Annotated in this window: 17 protein-coding genes; 9 read left to right on the forward strand and 8 right to left on the reverse strand. The window is 60.3% G+C overall.

Annotation, left to right across the window (positions count from 1 at the left end; translation table 11 throughout):
- Positions 1–35: 35 nt before the first annotated feature.
- On the reverse strand, positions 36–1,028 hold the full coding sequence (locus tag ACZ5RI_RS11285; RefSeq protein ID WP_464513164.1) for a site-specific tyrosine recombinase XerD: 993 nt from the start codon (positions 1,026–1,028) through the stop codon (positions 36–38).
- Positions 1,029–1,040: 12 nt separating this feature from the next.
- Positions 1,041–1,211, reverse strand: a complete 171-nt coding sequence (locus ACZ5RI_RS11290; protein WP_464513167.1) for a hypothetical protein — start codon at positions 1,209–1,211, stop codon at positions 1,041–1,043.
- Between the two features lie 153 nt (positions 1,212–1,364).
- On the opposite strand from ACZ5RI_RS11290, the gene ACZ5RI_RS11295 reads away from it, so the two are divergent.
- From ACZ5RI_RS11295 to ACZ5RI_RS11305, 3 genes are read left to right on the forward strand one after another with little or no spacing between them, the layout of a single operon-like run.
- Positions 1,365–1,901, forward strand: coding sequence for a shikimate kinase (locus ACZ5RI_RS11295; RefSeq protein WP_464513171.1), 537 nt, complete (start codon positions 1,365–1,367; stop codon positions 1,899–1,901).
- A complete protein-coding gene (aroB, locus tag ACZ5RI_RS11300; RefSeq protein ID WP_464513176.1) occupies positions 1,898–2,995 on the forward strand; it encodes a 3-dehydroquinate synthase in 1,098 nt (365 codons plus the stop codon). Before ACZ5RI_RS11295 ends, aroB begins: the two co-directional genes overlap by 4 nt.
- Before the next feature lie 18 nt (positions 2,996–3,013).
- Positions 3,014–4,291, forward strand: coding sequence for an HlyC/CorC family transporter (locus tag ACZ5RI_RS11305; RefSeq protein ID WP_464513181.1), 1,278 nt, complete (start codon positions 3,014–3,016; stop codon positions 4,289–4,291).
- 15 nt (positions 4,292–4,306) lie between these two features.
- On the opposite strand, the gene ACZ5RI_RS11310 is transcribed toward ACZ5RI_RS11305, so the two are convergent.
- Positions 4,307–5,083, reverse strand: coding sequence for a thermonuclease family protein (locus ACZ5RI_RS11310; protein WP_464513186.1), 777 nt, complete (start codon positions 5,081–5,083; stop codon positions 4,307–4,309).
- Positions 5,084–5,175: 92 nt separating this feature from the next.
- On the opposite strand from ACZ5RI_RS11310, the gene ACZ5RI_RS11315 reads away from it, so the two are divergent.
- Positions 5,176–6,141, forward strand: a complete 966-nt coding sequence (locus tag ACZ5RI_RS11315; protein WP_464513191.1) for an L-threonylcarbamoyladenylate synthase — start codon at positions 5,176–5,178, stop codon at positions 6,139–6,141.
- A gap of 14 nt (positions 6,142–6,155) precedes the next feature.
- Here ACZ5RI_RS11315 and ACZ5RI_RS11320 read toward each other — a convergent pair whose 3' ends face one another.
- On the reverse strand, positions 6,156–8,261 hold the full coding sequence (locus tag ACZ5RI_RS11320) for a lytic transglycosylase domain-containing protein (protein ID WP_464513196.1): 2,106 nt from the start codon (positions 8,259–8,261) through the stop codon (positions 6,156–6,158).
- Between the two features lie 237 nt (positions 8,262–8,498).
- Here ACZ5RI_RS11320 and dapA point away from each other — a divergent pair, with 237 nt between their 5' ends.
- The 3 genes from dapA (at position 8,499) to ACZ5RI_RS11335 (ending at position 10,575) form a co-directional block, all read left to right on the forward strand.
- Positions 8,499–9,389: a 4-hydroxy-tetrahydrodipicolinate synthase gene (gene dapA / locus ACZ5RI_RS11325; RefSeq protein ID WP_464513201.1), complete on the forward strand. Its 891-nt coding sequence runs from the start codon at positions 8,499–8,501 to the stop codon at positions 9,387–9,389.
- A 235-nt stretch (positions 9,390–9,624) separates the two neighbouring features.
- Entirely contained in the window at positions 9,625–10,101 is a 477-nt protein-coding gene (gene smpB / locus ACZ5RI_RS11330) for an SsrA-binding protein SmpB (RefSeq protein WP_464513205.1), read from the forward strand.
- A gap of 66 nt (positions 10,102–10,167) precedes the next feature.
- Positions 10,168–10,575 (forward strand): VOC family protein, encoded by a 408-nt coding sequence (locus tag ACZ5RI_RS11335; protein WP_464513209.1) that lies wholly within the window; start codon positions 10,168–10,170, stop codon positions 10,573–10,575.
- A 5-nt stretch (positions 10,576–10,580) separates the two neighbouring features.
- Here ACZ5RI_RS11335 and ACZ5RI_RS11340 read toward each other — a convergent pair whose 3' ends face one another.
- The 4 genes from ACZ5RI_RS11340 to thiL form a co-directional block, all read right to left on the reverse strand.
- The gene (locus ACZ5RI_RS11340; protein ID WP_464513213.1) at positions 10,581–11,108 is read right to left on the reverse strand and encodes an isochorismatase family protein; all 528 of its coding nucleotides are present in this window, start codon (positions 11,106–11,108) and stop codon (positions 10,581–10,583) included.
- Positions 11,109–11,249: 141 nt separating this feature from the next.
- Positions 11,250–13,394: a sodium-translocating pyrophosphatase gene (locus ACZ5RI_RS11345; RefSeq protein WP_464513218.1), complete on the reverse strand. Its 2,145-nt coding sequence runs from the start codon at positions 13,392–13,394 to the stop codon at positions 11,250–11,252.
- Positions 13,395–13,558: 164 nt separating this feature from the next.
- Positions 13,559–14,104: a hypothetical protein gene (locus ACZ5RI_RS11350; protein WP_464513223.1), complete on the reverse strand. Its 546-nt coding sequence runs from the start codon at positions 14,102–14,104 to the stop codon at positions 13,559–13,561.
- Positions 14,105–14,153: 49 nt separating this feature from the next.
- Positions 14,154–15,260, reverse strand: a complete 1,107-nt coding sequence (thiL, locus tag ACZ5RI_RS11355) for a thiamine-phosphate kinase (RefSeq protein WP_464513227.1) — start codon at positions 15,258–15,260, stop codon at positions 14,154–14,156.
- A 206-nt stretch (positions 15,261–15,466) separates the two neighbouring features.
- On the opposite strand from thiL, the gene ACZ5RI_RS11360 reads away from it, so the two are divergent.
- Both ACZ5RI_RS11360 and ACZ5RI_RS11365 read left to right on the forward strand, forming a co-directional pair.
- Positions 15,467–15,868, forward strand: a complete 402-nt coding sequence (locus tag ACZ5RI_RS11360; RefSeq protein ID WP_464513232.1) for a hypothetical protein — start codon at positions 15,467–15,469, stop codon at positions 15,866–15,868.
- A gap of 182 nt (positions 15,869–16,050) precedes the next feature.
- Positions 16,051–18,663, forward strand: a complete 2,613-nt coding sequence (locus ACZ5RI_RS11365) for a glycosyl hydrolase 115 family protein (protein WP_464513236.1) — start codon at positions 16,051–16,053, stop codon at positions 18,661–18,663.
- Positions 18,664–18,676 lie beyond the last annotated feature (13 nt).

The raw sequence follows: 18,676 nt of genomic DNA on the forward strand, positions 1-18,676 counted from the left end.
CTTCCGCTCCACGGACAGCCGTGGGGCGGAATTTTTTATGATTTGTTTTTTCGGCTGAGCGGATGGGCATGGGCCACAGTGGCGGCCAGCCGGTCCTGCGCCAGATGGGTATAGATCTGGGTGGTGGCAATATCGGCATGGCCCAGCATGGTCTGCACGCTGCGCAGGTCCGCCCCGCCTTCCAACAGATGGGTGGCAAAAGCATGGCGCAGCACATGGGGCGACAGCGTGTCGGGATCAATCCCGGCCTCGACCGCCAGCTCTTTGAGCAATTGATGACAGCGTCGCCGGGTCAGATGATGCTCGGCCCCGCGCGAGCAGAACAAAAACCGTTCCGCACCACGACCAGCCTCGCCTTCGGGCAGGAAATGCGCACGACACGCCAGATAGGCCGCAACCGCCCCCATCGCCTCGCCATTGAGCGGGGCAAGCCGCTCCTTGCCGCCCTTGCCACGCACCAGCACCATGATTGGCTCGCCGTTTTGCCCGGCGGATTGGGTGCCGCGTAACGCCGCCAGCGGCAGTTCAACCAGTTCCGAAATGCGCAAGCCCGATGCGTAGAGCATTTCGATAAGGCACCACAGACGGGTGGCTTCAGGCACTTTACCCGCCCCCTTTGCCGCCTTGTTGCGGGCGGTAAGGATCAGGCTTTCGACATCGTCGCGGGATAAAATCTTTGGCAACGGGCGACCGCGTTTGGGCGTATCGAAGGCGGTGGCAGGGTCGTCGGGCCGGAAACCCTCGGCATAGAGGAAGGTAAAAAACTGCCTCAGCGCCGAAAGTTTACGCGACTGGCTGGTGCCCGCCAGCCCGGCGGCGGACAAATGGCTAAGATACTGGCTGATATCATCGCGCCCGGCAGCAGCCGCGGCCATCCCGCGGCGGGCCATATAGGCGTTAAAATCGGTCAGATCGCGGCGATAGGCGGCCAAAGTGTTGGCACTGGCACCGCGCTCGGCGCTCATCATATCGAGAAAAGCCTCGATTTGTTCGCCGCCGGGTCTGGCTTTGGGGGCTTGCCGTTTCACCGCCGCAGGCCCTTAGCGGGCGAAACGTCCGTCAGGCAGAACTTTTTCTACCGACTGCTGCAAAGGCGTAATGGCACTACCATAAATCGCCAGACCGATAACCATCAGGATCACGATGGCGCCGATCACGATGGCGATCTTGCTCCCCAAACCGGTGCTTTCCTGCATTGCCAAGCTGCGCATATCTACCTCACCCAAGATCCATCGCGGCCCTGCACCCAACCGTCGGGATGCTATAGTTTAAGGCGCTGACGGATTCGGATAGAATCTATACAAGTCGACTGTCAAAAACATCTGTTTTTGTATGAATATCAATATCATGTGTGGGGTTGGGGAATGTCGTTGCATAAAATCGTCGCCCTGGTGGGCATGATGGGGGCGGGGAAAAGTTCGCTGGGACGCCGCCTGGCCCAACGTCTGAATGTGCCCTTTTTCGATGCCGACATCGAAATTGCCAAAGCCGCCGGGTGCAGCATTCCTGAAATATTCACCCGCTATGGTGAAAAAGCCTTCCGCGATTGCGAACGCAAAGTGCTCAGCCGGTTATTGACTGAACCGCCCCACATTCTGGCCACTGGCGGCGGCGCCTTCATGGACGCCACCACGCGTGACCATATCCGTACGCACGCCGTTTCGATGTGGATTAAAGCGCCGGTTGAGGTGCTGGTTTCCCGTGTTCAGCGCAAGGGTGGCGAGCGGCCATTGCTGAAAGAGGGCGATTTATGCGAAACCCTCACCCGTCTTCTGGCCGAACGCGAGCCCTTTTACACCCAGGCCGATCTGACCGTGGTCAGTGAAAATGTCCCCCATGGCGAGACCGTCGATCGCATGGTGGAGATTTTGAAGCAGGTCGGCATTTGCGAGGAAGCATGAACGAGACCATTGCCGTATCCCTTGGCGCGCGCAGTTACGACATCCATGTCGGCCCCGGCCTGCTGGCAACGGCGGGTGAAAAGCTCAAAAGCTTTGCCCGTGGCGTGGTCCCGGTGGTTACCGACGAAACCGTCGCCGGGCTCTATCTCGACCGCTTCACCGCCAGCCTCAACGCCGCCGGCATTGAAAGCCACCCCATCATCATGCCGCCGGGCGAGGCCAGCAAGAGTTTCGCCGGGCTGGAGAAACTGTCCGGTGCGCTGCTGGAACTGGGTGTTGACCGTGGCGGGCTGATCGTGGCGCTGGGCGGCGGGGTGATCGGCGATCTGACCGGCTTTGCCGCCGCCATTCTGAAGCGCGGCGTCGATTTTGCCCAGGTGCCAACCACGCTGCTGTCACAGGTCGATTCCTCGGTCGGCGGCAAAACCGGCATCAATACCGAAGCGGGCAAGAATCTGATCGGGGCCTTTCATCAGCCCCGCATTGTGCTGGCCGATACCGCGGTGCTGGCCACCCTTTCCCGCCGCGAGCTGGTCAACGGCTATGCCGAGGTCGCCAAATATGGCGCGCTGGGTGATGCGGGCTATTTCGACTGGCTTGAGGCCAACGCCGAAACCGCACTGGCGGGCGATCCTGCCGCCATCGTCCATCTGGTTTCGCACGCCTGCCGCATGAAGGCCGCCATCGTCGCCAAAGACGAACAGGAAGCGGGCCTGCGCGCCCTGCTCAATCTGGGCCATACTTTCGGCCATGCGCTGGAAGCCTCGACCGGGTTTTCCGATCGGCTCAAGCATGGTGAGGGCGTGGCGGTCGGCATGGCGCTGGCCTTTAAGATGTCGGAACGGCTGGGTTTATGCCCCAAGGCGGATGGGGAGCGCTTTATCGCCCATCTCAAAGCCGTCGGCCTGCCCTGCCATATCGGCGACATATCCGGTCCGCGCCCCAATGTAGACGAGATGCTGGCGCATATGCAGCATGATAAAAAGGTCAAAGACGGTAAGATCAATTTCGTCCTGTTACGGGCCATCGGCACGGCCTTTGTTACCAACCGGGTGCCGCCGGATGTTCTGCGCTGGATTCTGGCGGCAGGGTAAGCGTGAAAGGCTAATTCCATGGATATAGCGATCCTGCTGACCTGTGTCGGGCTGTTGCTGCTGATGGCGCTCAGTGCCTTTTTCTCGGGTTCGGAAACCGCGCTGACCGCCGTTTCGCGCGGCAAGATGCTGCAACTGGAGAAGGACGGCTCGCGCGCCGCCGGCAACGTCAACAAGCTGATGCACAGCCGCGAGCGCATGATTGGCGCCCTGCTGCTCGGCAATACCTTCGTCAATATCCTGGCCTCGTCACTGGCCACCGCCGTATTCGAGCACAGACTGGGCCACAAGGCGGTGGCGATCATCACGCTGGTGATGACGCTGCTGATCCTGATCTTCTCGGAAGTGCTGCCCAAAACGCTGGCCATTGTGCGGACCGACCGCTTTGCCCTGACGGTTGCCGGAACAGTGCGCAAGGTGGTGGCAGTGCTTGGCCCCATCGTGGTGACGGTGCAATTTCTGGTCTGGCGCCTGCTCCGCCTGATCGGGGTCCAGCACCATGTCGCGCAATCGGCGGAACTGGCCCATGACGAGATCCGCGGCACGGTCTATTTACGCCATCAGGAAGGCACGGTGGAGCGCGAAAGCCGCGACATGATTTCCGCCGTGCTCGACTTGAGCGATCTGACCGTCAGCGATGTCATGTGTCACCGCAAGAATATGGTGACGATCTCGGCGGACCGCCCGCTGGCCGAGATCGTCCGCGCCTTGACCACCACCCAGCATTCCCGCATTCCGGTGTGGCGCGATCAGCCGGAAAACATCATCGGCGTGCTGCACACCCGCACGGTGGTGCGGGCGGTACTGGCCAACCGCGGCTCGCTTTACGGCATCGACATCAACAAGATGATCCGGCCGCCCTTTTTCGTGCCCGAAACCACCTCGCTGGAGGAGCTGCTGGCCTCGTTCCGCGAGCGGCGCTCACACTTCGCCCTGGTGGTCGATGAATATGGCGTCATCCTGGGGCTGGTGACGCGCGAGGACGTGCTCGACGAAATCTTCGGCAAACTGCCGGATGAAGGCGTGACCAAGATCCAGTCCAACATCCACCCGCAGGCCGATGGCTCGCTGGTGGTGGAAGGCATCACCCCGATCCGCGATCTGAACCGGGCGTTCGACTGGAACCTGCCGGACGAGGAAGCCACCACCATCGCCGGGCTGGTCATTCACGAGGCCCGCACCATCCCCGATGCCGGACAGCGCTTTGCCTTCTATGGTTACGAGTTCGAGATCCTGCGCCGCCAGCGCAACCAGATCACCGTCCTGCGCATCATCCCGCCGGGGACGGCAGACTGAACCGGGGGCAGCCGATCACGGCAGCACCTCCAGCCCCTCCGGCCCGGCCAGCACGATCTCCGGCCCGTGATAGCGTTCGACGATCCCGCGCACGCGCACCCGCCGACCGGCCAGAACCATCGGGTCAAGATGGGCATGGCGGAAGCGATGCATGTCGGCCGGGGCGACGGTGACGGTGAAATCGGTTTTCCAGTCCGCCCCGAAATTGAGAAACACCCGGCCATCTTTTTTGGTCACGGTCAGGACGCGCCCTTCGATAACCTGAAACTGCCCCGGCAGGGCACCTTCCGGCGTCTGCACAGCATAGGCCGGATCGGCCCACAGTCCGGCACGGTGCAGGCGGGCACTTTGCTCAATCGCGTAAAGTGTCGTGGTGCAGGCCGCACCGGGGGCGGGGTCAACCCGCGCCAGCCCGCGCTCGATCAGGTCGCCCTGCAGCCAGATGCCATCGGCCACCGCCTGCACCGGCTGGCGGCCATAGCGGTCGGGGTCCCCGACGGGATAGAGCATCAAGGGGGCGCGGGTCAGTTCTTGCAGCCGGGCGGCGGCGATGCCCCCCCAGCGCGACGGCGGATCGAACTTCATCCCCGGCAACACGACCCCTGCCAGCACGGCCTTGCCCTGGGGTAACTGCAGCACCGCATCGGCCCCGGCGCGCACCGGCACCGTCAACGCCGGATCCCCCAAACAGTCCGGCAACACACCGGCGGGTAATACACCAGGGATGCCACCGGGTGTCACCGCGGCGACCGGACTGATGGCAAGCAGTAGAACGAGTGCCGCACAACGCATCGAATTCCCCAGACAGCGCTTAAGCGCCATCACACATCGGACGGCGCGATATTGCAACGTGACAGAAGCGGGGTTTGGTTTTATGAAGCGACATGTCCAACGCGCATGTTACCATTGTCTGCAAGCCGGACGCCGACGGTATCGCCGCGGCAGCCGACGCCCTTCAAAAGGGCGCGCTGGCGGCGTTCCCAACCGAAACCGTTTATGGCCTGGGCGCCGATGCCACCAATGGCACGGCGGTGGCTGCCATCTATGCCGCCAAGGGGCGACCCAGCTTCAACCCGCTCATAGTTCACGTTAAGAACGAAGAACATGCAGCTGAATATGTTGAACTTTCTGAATTATCTAAAAAACTGATCGATGTTTTTTGGCCTGGTCCGCTGACGTTGGTGCTGCCCCGGCGGGCGGACTGTAAACTTTCCCTTCTGGTCAGCGCGGGCCTGCCCACCGTGGCCATCCGCTGCCCCGATCACCCGGTGGCGCAGGCGGTCATCGCCGCCTCGGGTCTGCCAGTGGCCGCCCCCAGCGCCAACCCATCGGGCAAAATCAGCCCCACCACCGCCGCCCATGTCTATGACGGGCTGAACGGCAAGGTCGCGGTCATCGTCGATGGCGGACCGACCGAAATCGGTGTTGAATCAACGGTGTTAGGCTTCGATGCTGATAAAGCCGTCCTTTTACGGCCCGGCGGCCTGCCCCGCGCCGCGATCGAGGCCATTACTGGCCCGCTTCTGGCCCCGGTGGCTGGCGTTATCGCCTCGCCCGGCCAGCTCAGCAGCCATTACGCCCCCAGCGCCGCGGTGCGGCTGAACGCCCGCGATGTGCGCCCCGATGAAGCCTTGCTGGCGTTTGGGCCTCATCCGCTCGCCGGGGCAAGCCGGACGCTCAACTTAAGCCCCACCGGCGATCTGTCTGAAGCGGCTGGCAATTTGTTCGCCATGCTCCACACCCTCGACGAAGATGGCACCAGAAACATCGCCGTGATGCCAATCCCGACCGAAGGCTTGGGCGAGGCGATCAACGACCGCCTCAACCGCGCCGCCGCACCCAGAACTTAAAAAGCCAGCCGCCCCTATTTCTTGCCCTTTGGGGCCGGGATGACCGGTGGTTTACCTTGCGAGCCATAAAGATCGTCGAGGATCTTTAAGTTGGTCTGCCCAAGCTCGGCGCGATACACCTGCACATTCTCGACCACGCGCTGGACATAGTTGCGGGTCTCGCCAAAAGGAATGCGCTCGATCCAGTCGACCGGATCGACGCCACTCTGGCGCGGATCGCCATTGGCTTTGACCCAGCGCAGCGCGTTGCTCGGCCCCGCATTATAGGCCGCCACCCCAAGGATCAGCGAACCGTCCCAGTGCCCGAGATAGCCTGAGAACATCGTCATGCCGAGCTGCATGTTATAGGTCGGATCGCGGGTCAGTTCGTCCAGCTTGAAGGGCAGCCCGGCGGACTTGGCATATTGTTTGGCCCCCGACGGCATCACCTGCATCAGCCCGCGCGCCCCGGTCGAGGACACAGCGGCAATGTCAAACTCGGTCTCCTGCCGGATCAGGCTGAGCACCAGCGCGGCCTCGGGCGCGTCACCGGTGCCGCGGAACGCAGGCACCTTAATCACCGGATAGGCGTAGCTGGGAAATGCCGCCCCGTCATACCCCGCGGCCTTGGCCACGCGCACCGCAACCGGGCGGAAGCCTGCCTCGGTCAGGAATTGGAGCAGCCGCTTAGTCCGCCCGACATCCCCACCCGAGGCCTCATAATAATGCAGCGCGAAGCGACGTAAGAGACCGGGCGACCCCAAATCGGCCAGCACCCGGATGGCCTGGATCTGCTCGTCCTTTTCAAACTGGGCGGCGGACGGTGTCCGGGACGGGGTCTCGTGCACCGTCAGTACTGGGTTCGCGTCGATCCGCGACAGCGACAGCATGCCGTAAAACGTCTCGGGGTGCTGCGCCCCGACATGATAGGCCGCCCACGCCCCCGGCAGATCGCCAAGGGCTTCCAGCGCCCGCCCCTGCCAATAAGCCCCGCGCGCCACACTGATCGGGCGCGAGACATTGGCGGCGACATTCTGAAAATGTGTCAGCGCGGTCTTGGGGTCGTTCAGCACTCGAAGCGCAATCCAGCCAGCCAGAAACTGGGCGTCGGCAAATTCCGCACTATTTTTGGGCTGGAACCCCGCCCCTGCCACCAGCTTGTAGGCCCCCCGGCCATCACCATCCTGTAAGGCCTGACGCGAGGATGCCGCCACCTCGACCCAGGTCTGGCTGGCGTGATCCCGGGCAAAAGGGGCCAGCGCAATCCGCGCCAGCAGCGCGCGGGCGGTTTCCATGTCACTGGCTTTGCGGGCCATCATGGCCCGGTCATAGAGCAGCGCCGGATCGTCGGACAGCTCGGCCGGCAGCCCCGCCAGCAAGGCCCTGGCATCCCGCCGCCCACCGCGCAGAGCCAGCCGCACCGCCGCGATGCGCGCCGTGGCACCATCGGTCCGCGCAGCCTGACGCGCAGCCGCCTTAATCTCGTCCCGCCACAACAGGGAATCGAGCCGGGCCTTCTGGGTGGCGCCATCGAACAGATCGCCATACTGGCGCAGGATGGACGCTTCGGTAGCGGCATCAAAACTGCCGTCGATCCAGGCCGACCGGATATGGGCCTGCCCGGCATCGGTCTTGCCGGTGGCAAGCTCGGCCTTACCGAGCTTCATCCTACCGAGGGCACTTGTCGGCTCGCGCCCGGCGAACCATGCGACGACAAAGGCCGGATCACTTTCCGGCAGCACCGTCTCGGCCCGGGCCAGCAGGGTTTCGCGCATCGGCCAGCTGGGATTGTTTTTAAGGAAGCCGTCGATCTCGGCAAACGGCGCGCCACTGTTGGTGCTGGTCAGATAGCGCCATTCGATCAGCTTAGCCGCCACGGCTTCGTGCCCGTTGGCCGCCAGAGCGCGGGCCTTGTTCCAGTCCCCCCGGTCGGCGGCGGCGAAGGCCTGGACATACAGTGCCCGTTCGCTGGCTGTAATATAGCGGTAAGGCGCCGGGGTGCCCCCCCGGACCAGCTCGGCAATAGCACTGAAAACGCCGGGGGCGGCATCACCGTCTTGCGCATACAACGCGGAACTGGACAGACACAGGGCCGAAAAGGACAGCAAGGGGACAGTAAACCAGGAAGATCGGGGGGACATCGGCTCCAGCATCGCTAATAGCAGATATGCAATTTCTGCATGTAATTTCTACAGAGGACTATCGTTATAGTGCGTGTAGCGGCGCACCAGGCGTCAACTTAACCCAGCCGGCAAAGCCAATTCCACCCTAACCCGCCGCTTTGGGGGTGAAACTTTGGCGCAAATCTCTTGCTCTGGCCGCCGCGGACTGTATTTTGTCGGCACTTTTCATTTCCACATTTTGTGACAGGCACGACCATGGCATTCGCCCCGCATGACTTCAAAGGTTCCTTCCCGGCCCTGATTACGCCGTTCAAGAACGGTGCTGTCGATGAAGCGGCCTTCCGAAAGCATGTCGCCTGGCAGATTGAACAGGGCTCGAGCGGTCTGGTGCCCTGTGGCACCACCGGTGAGTCGCCCACCTTAAGCCACGAAGAGCATATGCGCGTGGTCGAGCTGTGTGTGACTGAAGCAGCGGGCCGCGTGCCGGTAATCGCCGGGGCTGGTTCCAATTCGACCACCGAAGCACTGAAACTGACCCGCTTTGCCAAAGATGTCGGGGCCGATGCGGTGCTGTCGGTGACGGGTTACTATAACAAGCCGTCGCAGGAAGGCATCTACCGCCACTATGCCACCATTGCCGAGGCGGTCGATATTCCGATCATCCTCTATAATATCCCCGGCCGTGCGGTGGTCGAAATCTCGGTCGAGACCATGGGCCGGCTGTCCAGGATCGCCAACATCATCGGCGTCAAGGATGCCACCGCCAACCTCGCCCGCCCCTTACACGAGCGTGAGGTCTGTGGCCCCGATTTCGTCCAGCTTTCGGGCGAAGATGCCACTGCGGTTGCCTATGTCGCGGGAGGCGGCAATGGCTGCATTTCGGTCACGGCCAACTGCGCCCCCAAACTGTGCGCCGAGGTTCAGACCTTGTTACAGGCAGACGATTACAAGGCGGCGCTGGCCTTGCAAATGAAACTTCTGCCCTTACATGATGCCATGTTCTGCGAACCCTCGCCTGCGGCGGCGAAATACGCTACCTCTCTGCTGGGCTTTGGTTCGGATGAGGTTCGTCTGCCGATGATGCCCGCAACCGAAACGGCCCGCGCCCGCGTTACCGCGGCGATGAAATCGCTCGGGCTGATCTAGGGCCCGGCCCCCACTGCCTCATCCTTCGACAGGCTCAGGATGAGGAAAGCAGGCCAGACACGATAGAAGCCCCTCATCCTAAGCCCGTCGAGGGCTGAGGAAGGCAAGCGAGACACAATAGAAGATCCTCATCCTGAGCCTGTCGAAGGATGAGGGAAAATACAAATTCAATGCATATCCTCATCCTGAGCCCGTCGAAGGATGAGGATCTCCGACAGACGGCTCCGGGAGCTTCATGGCAAAAAAAAGAGACGACGACGGTTGCAAAGTCGCCGCCGAAAACCGCAAAGCCCGATTTTCCTACGCCATCGAAAGTAACGTGGTGGCGGGCATCATGCTGACCGGTTCCGAGGTGAAGTCCCTCCGGAACGGGCGGGCAACGATTGCCGAATCCTATGCCACGATCAAAGACGGCGAGATGTGGCTGATCAACGCCAACATCCCGGAATATGTTCAGGCCAACCGCTTCGGACACGAGCCCAAACGCGTCCGCAAGCTTCTGGTGCACCGGCGCGAGGCCAACAAGCTTGCCATTGCCATGCAGCGCGAAGGCATGACACTGGTGCCGCTGAAGCTGTTCTTTACCCCCAAAGGCATCGCCAAGATCGACATCGGCGTGGCCAAGGGCAAGAAGCTGCATGACAAGCGCGAGACCGAAAAAGCCCGTGACTGGCAGCGCGACAAGGCCCGCCTGATGCGGGACAAGGGGTAATTTCTTTCTCTCACATCCGTTATGTCATAACCTCGCCTTGCTGCAGGCACTCCGAGGTCACGGACCATGTTTTCGCATGTACATATAGGCGTGCGCGATTTTACCCGCGCTTATGCATTCTATTCTGCACTTATGCCTGTTCTGAACTGGCCGCTTAAATTTGTCGAAACAGACAGACAGTGGGCCGGATGGCACCCGAAAGGTCAGGACCGGCCACTGCTGATCGTCGGGGTACCATTTGACGGAAACCCTGCATCCGCCGGGAATGGCCAAATGGTGGCATTTATGGCCGCATCACGGGACTGTGTTGACCGATTTTACGCTACAGCCATGGCCCATGGCGCGACCAATGAAGGACCACCAGGCCCCCGGCCGGAATATCACAGCCTTTATTACGGTGCTTATGTACGGGATCCTGATGGCAACAAGCTTTGTGTCTGTAACCACGATGGCCAGCAGAACAATCCGGAATAACCCGATCACCCCACAGCCATAATTTCCTGACACGGCACCACCTTCACCGGGCCATTGACGGCGATGAAGTCCGCCCAGACATAATTGTGGTGGGCGATGATTTGCGGGGCCTTTAAATGCGGCCGATCGGCGGTGGTGTGACCGTCCGACGGCACCCAGACCGGATAGCCCTTGGTCGCCGCTGTGCGCACGGTGCTGTCGAGGCAGAAATCGGTGGCGCAACCGGCAAAGATGATGCGGTCAAACGGCTTTGCCTTCAGCGTTTCGTCCAGCGCCGTGTGGAAAAAGCCATCGCAGGCGGTCTTGCCGATATAAATATCCCCGGCATCTGTGATCAGCGAGGCAATGACCTGCCAGCCGAGACTGTCCGGCACATAGATCTCGTCATCCTCATGCCGAATCCAGATGACCTGACCGCCCTTCTCCCGCACGCTGGCGGATAAAGCATTGAGCCGCCCGACCAGTGCGGCCACATCATAGCGCGGCACCTGCATGGTCGCATTCTGCATATCGACGATGACCAAAGCGTCCATTATTTTCCCCTCAAACACACAGACGGTGTGACCATAGCAGCTTGATAGCCAAAACAAAACGGCGGAAAGGTTGCCCCTTCCGCCGTTTTTCATTAGCCCCTCATCCTTCGACTAGCTCAGGATGAGGACGGTCTTTCAAAATCAGAACGCGTGCGCCAGCACCGCCAGCAGCAACAGCGCCACGATGTTGGTGATCTTGATCATCGGGTTGACGGCCGGGCCTGCGGTGTCCTTGTAGGGGTCACCGACGGTGTCGCCGGTCACCGCCGCCTTGTGGGCGTCGGAACCTTTGCCACCAAAATGGCCGTCCTCGATGTACTTCTTGGCATTGTCCCACGCACCGCCGCCCGAGGTCATCGAGATGGCGACGAACAGGCCGGTGACGATCACGCCGATCAGCATGGCACCCAGAGCGTTGAAGGCCTGGACCTTGCCGGCAATGGCGTCAACGATCACGAACAGCACGACCGGCGACAGCACCGGCAGAAGCGACGGGATCAGCATTTCGCCGATGGCTGCCTTGGTCAGCATGTCGACCGCGCGGCCATAATTCGGCTTCTGCGTGCCTTCCATGATGCCGGGCATTTCCTTGAACTGCCGACGCACTTCTTCGACCACAGCACCGGCGGCACGACCGACCGCCGTCATGGCAATACCGCCGAACAGATAGGGCAGCAGACCACCGACAAACAGACCGACGATCACCCAGGGTTCCGCCAGCGAGAAGTTCAGCTTGGCCAGATCCAGACCATAGAAGAACGAACCCACCGTGGCATTCTGGGTGAAATAGTGCAGATCCTGCGTATAGGCCGCAAACAGCACCAGCGCGCCAAGACCAGCCGAACCAATGGCATAGCCCTTGGTCACTGCCTTGGTGGTGTTGCCGACCGCGTCCAGCGCGTCGGTCGTCTTACGCACATCGCCTTCCAGACCGGCCATTTCGGCAATGCCACCGGCATTGTCGGTCACCGGGCCAAAGGCGTCGAGCGCCACGATCATACCGGCCAGCGACAGCATGGTCGACACCGCGATGGCGATACCGAACAGACCTGCCAGCAGATAGGAGGCAATGATACCAACGCAGATCACCAGCGCGGGCATTGCGGTCGATTCCATCGATACCGCCAGGCCCTGAATGACGTTGGTGCCGTGACCGGTCTGCGACGACTTGGCGATGATCTGTACCGGATGATAGTTGGTTCCGGTATAATACTCGGTGATCACGACCAGCGCGCCGGTGATGAGCAACCCGACCAGACCGCAATAGAACAGACTTTGACCGGTGAAGTGCAGGCTGCCAATGGCAAGATCCGCACCAATACCGCCGGGCAGCAGCGTGTTCATCAGGGGCCACAGGCCAATCAGCGACAGAACGCCGGTGGCGATCACACCCTTATACAGGGCGCCCATGATATTGCCGCTTTTGCTGAGGCGGACAAAGAAGGTGCCGATGATCGAGGTGATGATGCACATCCCGCCAATGGCGAGCGGCAACATCATCAACGCCGCCCGAGCAGCACCGGTGAAGTAGATCGAGGCCAGAACCATGGTGGCGACCGTGGTCACCGCATAGGTTTCGAACAGGTCAGCGGCCATACCGGCGCAGTCACCAACATTGTCACCGACATTGTCGGCAATGGTGGCGGGGTTGCGTGGGTCATCTTCCGGAATACCGGCTTCGACCTTACCGACCATATCGCCGCCGACATCCGCACCTTTGGTGAAGATGCCGCCGCCGAGACGGGCGAAGACCGAAATCAGCGATGCGCCGAAGCCGAGGGAGACCAGGCTGTCGACGATGATGCGGCTCTGTTCCGGGTTGTCGATCGACAGACCAAGACCGCCGGTCAGGAAGGCATAGTAGCCCGCCACACCGATCAGACCGAGACCAGCGACCAGAAGGCCGGTCACGGCGCCAGCCCGGAAGGCCAGCGTCAGCCCGGCACCCAGGCCGTGGCGCGACGCTTCGGCGGTGCGCACATTGGCGCGGACCGAAACGTTCATGCCGATATAACCGGCCGCGCCCGAAAGGACCGAACCGATCAAGAAGCCAACAGCCATCTGCCAGCCCAGACCAAGCCACGCCAGCACGAAGATGACCGCACCGACGATGGCAATGGTGGTGTACTGACGGTTCAGATAGGCCGAAGCGCCTTCCTGAATGGCCGCAGCAATTTCCTGCATACGGGCGTTGCCCGCACTTTTGTTTAAGACCCAACGAACGGTAAGTGCGCCGTAAATAAGCGACAGCAAACCGCACGCTAGAATGATGGTTAGTGTACTCATAGCTTCCTCGTTTCCGATTTACCGAAAATTACGGCCGACGTAGCCCGCCGGGTTCCCGAGCGGAGGCAAATCCCCCCCCGCATGAAATTCTGGCACGGGAACATGCCAAAAGGATTTTAGGCTAAAGACCCGCAGCTTCCCGCTTTACTGCACATGGCCCCATATTACTGCACATGGGAAGAGGTACCTGATTGCGATACCGCACCGCCCGCCTCGGGCGCGTGACCATCTTTTGGTTGCCCCGGTCCTGGCGCAGCCCCCTCCGTCGAGGGCACGAAAAGCCCTCCGCCCGGTTTGGGATGAATCGGGGAAAACTTCATATCGACAAAAACCAAGTCGGACACTTTCTTAGGCCCAGCGATCCGTCGGGCAATGGCAATCATGCGGTCGTGCAACGTGTGGGCATCAACCTTGGTCTGGTCGTTTGCCATACCAACAGCGGTTTTGTAAACGTCCCTGACAAAGGCATCCTGAATTATCGCGACTTTATTGCGGATATCGGGCAAATCAGCCGGGGTCGGGGCCATCAGCCGATAAGAAATATAATGGAATCCAATCAGCGTATCGCCGCGATTGGCAGGGGCGACCAGAAACGGCATGTCGAGCCCATTGGGCGGTGCCGCACTACGCTTACGATCCGTTTCTACGGCCAGAGATGTTTGCACCACGCAAAGCAAAGCCAGCAGTAAGACGAGTACCCGACGCATCACCGACATTCCCCTAGATTCGCGAACATGGCTCTTTTGTCCCCACCTTATATCAGAAATGTCGGTATCCGGCGCGGGAAACCGCGATTTCACCAGCGCTTCCCATCAAAAAAACACCGGCACCTTCCGACACCCGTCCGATACGACACACCCCAAGCGCCGCCGCGTCGAGGGGGCCAGCGGTAAAGGCGATTTCATAGTCGTCGCCAGCGGTCGCCGCACGCAACACCGCATCCTCGCCCGCGCCCCACACACGCCGCAGCGCAGGCGAAAGCGGAATAAGGGCCGCATCAACAACGATTTTCACGTGGGAGACATCGGCAATATGGCCAAGATCAGCGATCAGCCCATCGGACACATCCAGCGATGCGGTGACCACATCACGCAAAGCCAGCCCTTGTACCAATCGCGGCGTTGGCACCCGATACCGATCGATCAGATAGAGCGCGGCATCATCATCCGCGTCGAGCTGTCGCACCCCATGCGCCACATCTTCGGGGGCGGCGGACCGCCGGGGCGCAGTCGCGCCCTGTAAAAGCTCCAGTCCAGCCCCGGCATCCGTTTCTTGCGCTCGCGCGGGTCGCACGCTGTGCGACGGCTCCGCGGGGGCGGCGGACCGCCGAGGCGCAGTCGCGCCCTGTAAAAGCTCCAGTCCAGCCCCGGCATCACCAATAGTGCCGGTGACATAGACATAGTCGCCCGGTTTCGCCCCGCCCCGTCGTGGCATCGCCCCTTTGGGCACAAAGCCAAGCGCGGTGATGGCAATCATCAGCGGACCCGGGGTCGATGTGGTATCACCGCCCAATAAAGGCAGTGAAAATTCCGCGCCATCCAGGGCCAGCCCATGGGCAAAGTTTTGGAGCCAGTCAAAATCGAGCCGCGCCGGCAGCGATAACGCCAGCAAATAACCCGCAGGCACCGCGCCTTTGGCCGCCAGATCGGACAAATTCACCCGCAAGGCTTTTCTGGCAATACTTTGCGGCGGGTCCGTGGCCAGAAAATGCACCCCCTCGACCAGCGCATCGGTGGTGATCACCATCTCGTGCCCCTCGGGCGGGGCGATCAGCGCGGCATCGTCCGTCAGCCCCAGCGCGCCGGGCGCGGTGGCCAGCGGGGCGAACAGTTGGGCGATCAGATCGAATTCAGATGGACGGTCCACGCGAGATAGCTTTTCGTAAAAGACGGCCTTGGCATAAACTGCTTTGCCGCAAATGTCAGCGCACCGGCCCCGCATTTGGGTGTTTGCACAGAGACTTGTGCCGACAGAGACACACACCGTAGCACCTTTTGATTTGTAACAAACATTGTCATGGTGTCAAAACAGGCTGTAGTGTCACCTGTGAGCCGGATGAGGCAGACCAACCCATGGCATATCTGTATTTCCTAAAGCCCCAGACCTGTCTGGCGCTGAGCCTGCTCGCATTGCTGCCCGGCATTGGGCAAAGCGCCCAAGCGCAATCCACGTCACCGGAGTCGCCGCCAGTGTCGTCGCCATACGAACCACCGCCGCCCCCACCAGCCTATTGGCCGGGGCCCTATTACGGACCGCCGCCCTATACTCCCCCCCGCCCGGCGAAGTTCCGTCGCAAGGTCTGCCGCGTCGATGGCGGCTGCCGCGCCGTCTATATCCGTAAAATACCGTCCGAGGCCCTGACTTGCGAGCAGGCTGGCGGCGTGCCGGTCTTTCTGGATCTGGGGCCGGATGTCAGCCCGCGTTTTGCGCGATGTGACCGGCCCCGGCCACGGATGAACAACGACCACCCGTAATCAAGGCATAAAAAAACGGGGAGGGGCCGCACCAGCAGACGGGCGATCCGCGAATCGGTCCCAAGCCCAACAATCAGCAACAAGAGTTGATTTTAATCGGCACGGCTGCCAGTGTACCGAGAATGCCGGGAGCGCTCCCACAAACAAAAGAAGCACTAATACGCGTAGGGGGGGGAGGTGCCATGACGAAAAAGCTGCTGAATTGGTCCATTCTGTTGTTGTTTACCCCCACGGCCTGGGCCGGGGCAGAAACACTGTCACCGCTGCGTCCGACGGATGCCATCACATTTGCTGCACAATCCACCCCAGGCGCAGTACAGCTCTATGACCATGCCCCCACGCCCATTATAATCGATGAGGGCGATAGCAAAACCGTAGCGATTGCTGCCGGATTATTAGCAGAGGATTTGGGTCGCGTCGGCGGTACGACCGCGAACGTATTGCATAACATCAAGACAGCGCCCAATGGCGGCGAAGCCGTCATCATCGGCACGCTAGGAGCCAGCAAGCAGATCGATAGGATCGTAGCTGACAACAAGATAGATGTTTCGGCGATCAGTGGGAAATGGGAAACCTATCTTATTCAAACCGTCGAACGGCCCGCCCCCAACATACACCGCGCCCTTGTCATTATCGGCAGTGATCGGCGCGGCACGGCCTATGGCGCGCTTACGCTTTCGAAACGCATTGGCGTGTCGCCCTGGTACTGGTGGGCAGACGTGCCAGTTCCCCATCGCAATGCTGTCTATATCGGACCGGGACGGTTTTCTGATGGCAGCCCTACCATCAAATACCGCGGGATTTTCCTGAACGATGAAGCCCCCGCAATGAGTGGCTGGACACAGGAAAAATTCGGCGGCTTTAACAGCAAAATGTACGTCCATGTTTTCGAGCTGTTATTGCGGCTGAAAGCCAATTACCTGTGGCCCGCAATGTGGGGAGCGGCCTTCAATGTGGACGATCCCGAAAACCCAAAACTGGCGAACGATTATGGCATCGTCATGGGAACCAGTCACCAGGAACCCATGCTGCGCGCGCAGGGCGAATTTGATCACCGTTTTACCGCGGACAAATGGAACTATGCCACGCACCCCGATGTCTTACACGACTTCTGGCGCGATGGTGTAGTGCGCAACAAAGCGTATGACAGCATCATCACGATGGGATTGCGCGGGCGCAACGACGCCGAAATGATCCCGGGTGCAAGCGAGGCACAAAGCATAGCGTTATTGGAAAAAATCTTTAATGATCAGCGCAAAATCCTCGCCGATGACGTAAATCCTGACGTTTCCAAAATCCCTCAGCTCTGGTGCCTCTATAAGGAAGTTCAGAGCTATTACGAGCATGGCTTACGCGTACCAGATGACGTCACACTGTTATGGAGTGACGATAATTGGGGTAATCTTCGCCGCTTACCTACAGCAGAGGAACGCAACCGAGCCGGCGGATCCGGTATTTATTACCACTTCGACTATGTCGGAGGTCCGCGCAATTACAAATGGATCAACACCAATCCACTTGGCAAAATCTGGCATCAGATGACCCTGGCCCATAGCTATGGTGCCGACCGGATCTGGATCGTCAATGTTGGCGATCTCAAACCAATGGAACTTCCCATCGACTTTTTTCTGACCATGGCATGGAACCCTGACGCTATGACCGCAGAGACTGAACGCCACTTTGTACAAAGCTGGATGGCGGCCCAGTTTGGCCCTGCCCGTGCCGACGAAATGGCCGAACTTTATCGATGGTATGTGACCCAGAACGGCCTGCGCAAACCCGAACTGCTCAACACAGATCCAAACGGTATTTACAGCGAGAACTATGATGAAGCGCAGCATGTACTGGATACTGCCCGCACCATGCGCCAGAAGGCGGCCGCACTTGCGCATCAAATCCCCACAGCGCAACGCGATGCCTTTTTCGAACTGATCGAATATCCCGTTTCGGCCACCGCAGTCGTCAACGAACTGTACATTCTGGCAGCACGTAATCGCCGCCATGCCGCGCAGGGTGATAGCGTCGCCAATGCGCTGGCCAATGATGTACGCGCCCGGTTTGCCGAAGATGCGGCGCTGACTGCGCGCTATAATCACGATCTGGCCGGAGGAAAGTGGAACCATATGATGGATCAAACCCATATTGGTTACACCAACTGGCAGGAACCCAAACAAAACATACTACCGAAACTGTTTTCGGTCGCGGCAGACAGCAATCCGAAACAGCAACCGGCAAGCGCAGAAAAAATCTGGCCCGTCACACCATCAGATGCCCACGGTTTTATCGAAAAAAACGGCATCGTATCGATGGATGCCGCCCACTTCACCGACCGAAAAGACACCCCGACCGCCCGATGGCAGACAATCGATGGTATGGGGCGCAGTGGGCTTGCCGTAGCGATCATGGCACCGCCGGACGTGACACGAATAGCACTGCAGGAGGCACGGCTGTCCTACGACTTCACCACCGTAAGCTGCGGCTACACCAGAGTATTATTCTATGCCTCACCGACATTGCCGGTAGTATCGGGGCGGACATTGCGCCTTGAAGTACAGATTGATGACAGAGCGTGGCAACGGGTCGATTTTGCCGCCGATACCAGTAATGGTACCTGGCAAAACGCAGTTAAAAACACCATACGCATAGCGGAGACCACGCTAAATTTAGACAGCCCCGGCAAGCACAGACTTACCTTGCGCGCACTAGATCCCAATATCGTGCTGCAAAAGATTGTCATCGACGAAGGCGGTCTGCAACCCAGCTATCTCGGCCCGCCGGAAACGCGCATCAAATGATACCAAATAAAAC

The sequence above is a fragment of the Micropepsis pineolensis genome, from assembly GCF_055392125.1.

What these genes read in the sequence shown, in the direction of transcription:
- ACZ5RI_RS11290 (WP_464513167.1), bottom strand. Translation starts at nt 1,211, where the DNA reads ATGCGCAGCTTGGCAATGCAGGAAAGCACCGGTTTGGGGAGCAAGATC.
- ACZ5RI_RS11295 (WP_464513171.1), top strand. Translation starts at nt 1,365, where the DNA reads ATGTCGTTGCATAAAATCGTCGCCCTGGTGGGCATGATGGGGGCGGGG.
- aroB (WP_464513176.1), top strand. Translation starts at nt 1,898, where the DNA reads ATGAACGAGACCATTGCCGTATCCCTTGGCGCGCGCAGTTACGACATC.
- ACZ5RI_RS11305 (WP_464513181.1), top strand. Translation starts at nt 3,014, where the DNA reads ATGGATATAGCGATCCTGCTGACCTGTGTCGGGCTGTTGCTGCTGATG.
- ACZ5RI_RS11310 (WP_464513186.1), bottom strand. Translation starts at nt 5,083, where the DNA reads ATGCGTTGTGCGGCACTCGTTCTACTGCTTGCCATCAGTCCGGTCGCC.
- ACZ5RI_RS11315 (WP_464513191.1), top strand. Translation starts at nt 5,176, where the DNA reads ATGTCCAACGCGCATGTTACCATTGTCTGCAAGCCGGACGCCGACGGT.
- ACZ5RI_RS11320 (WP_464513196.1), bottom strand. Translation starts at nt 8,261, where the DNA reads ATGTCCCCCCGATCTTCCTGGTTTACTGTCCCCTTGCTGTCCTTTTCG.
- dapA (WP_464513201.1), top strand. Translation starts at nt 8,499, where the DNA reads ATGGCATTCGCCCCGCATGACTTCAAAGGTTCCTTCCCGGCCCTGATT.
- smpB (WP_464513205.1), top strand. Translation starts at nt 9,625, where the DNA reads ATGGCAAAAAAAAGAGACGACGACGGTTGCAAAGTCGCCGCCGAAAAC.
- ACZ5RI_RS11335 (WP_464513209.1), top strand. Translation starts at nt 10,168, where the DNA reads ATGTTTTCGCATGTACATATAGGCGTGCGCGATTTTACCCGCGCTTAT.
- ACZ5RI_RS11340 (WP_464513213.1), bottom strand. Translation starts at nt 11,108, where the DNA reads ATGGACGCTTTGGTCATCGTCGATATGCAGAATGCGACCATGCAGGTG.
- ACZ5RI_RS11345 (WP_464513218.1), bottom strand. Translation starts at nt 13,394, where the DNA reads ATGAGTACACTAACCATCATTCTAGCGTGCGGTTTGCTGTCGCTTATT.
- ACZ5RI_RS11360 (WP_464513232.1), top strand. Translation starts at nt 15,467, where the DNA reads ATGGCATATCTGTATTTCCTAAAGCCCCAGACCTGTCTGGCGCTGAGC.
- ACZ5RI_RS11365 (WP_464513236.1), top strand. Translation starts at nt 16,051, where the DNA reads ATGACGAAAAAGCTGCTGAATTGGTCCATTCTGTTGTTGTTTACCCCC.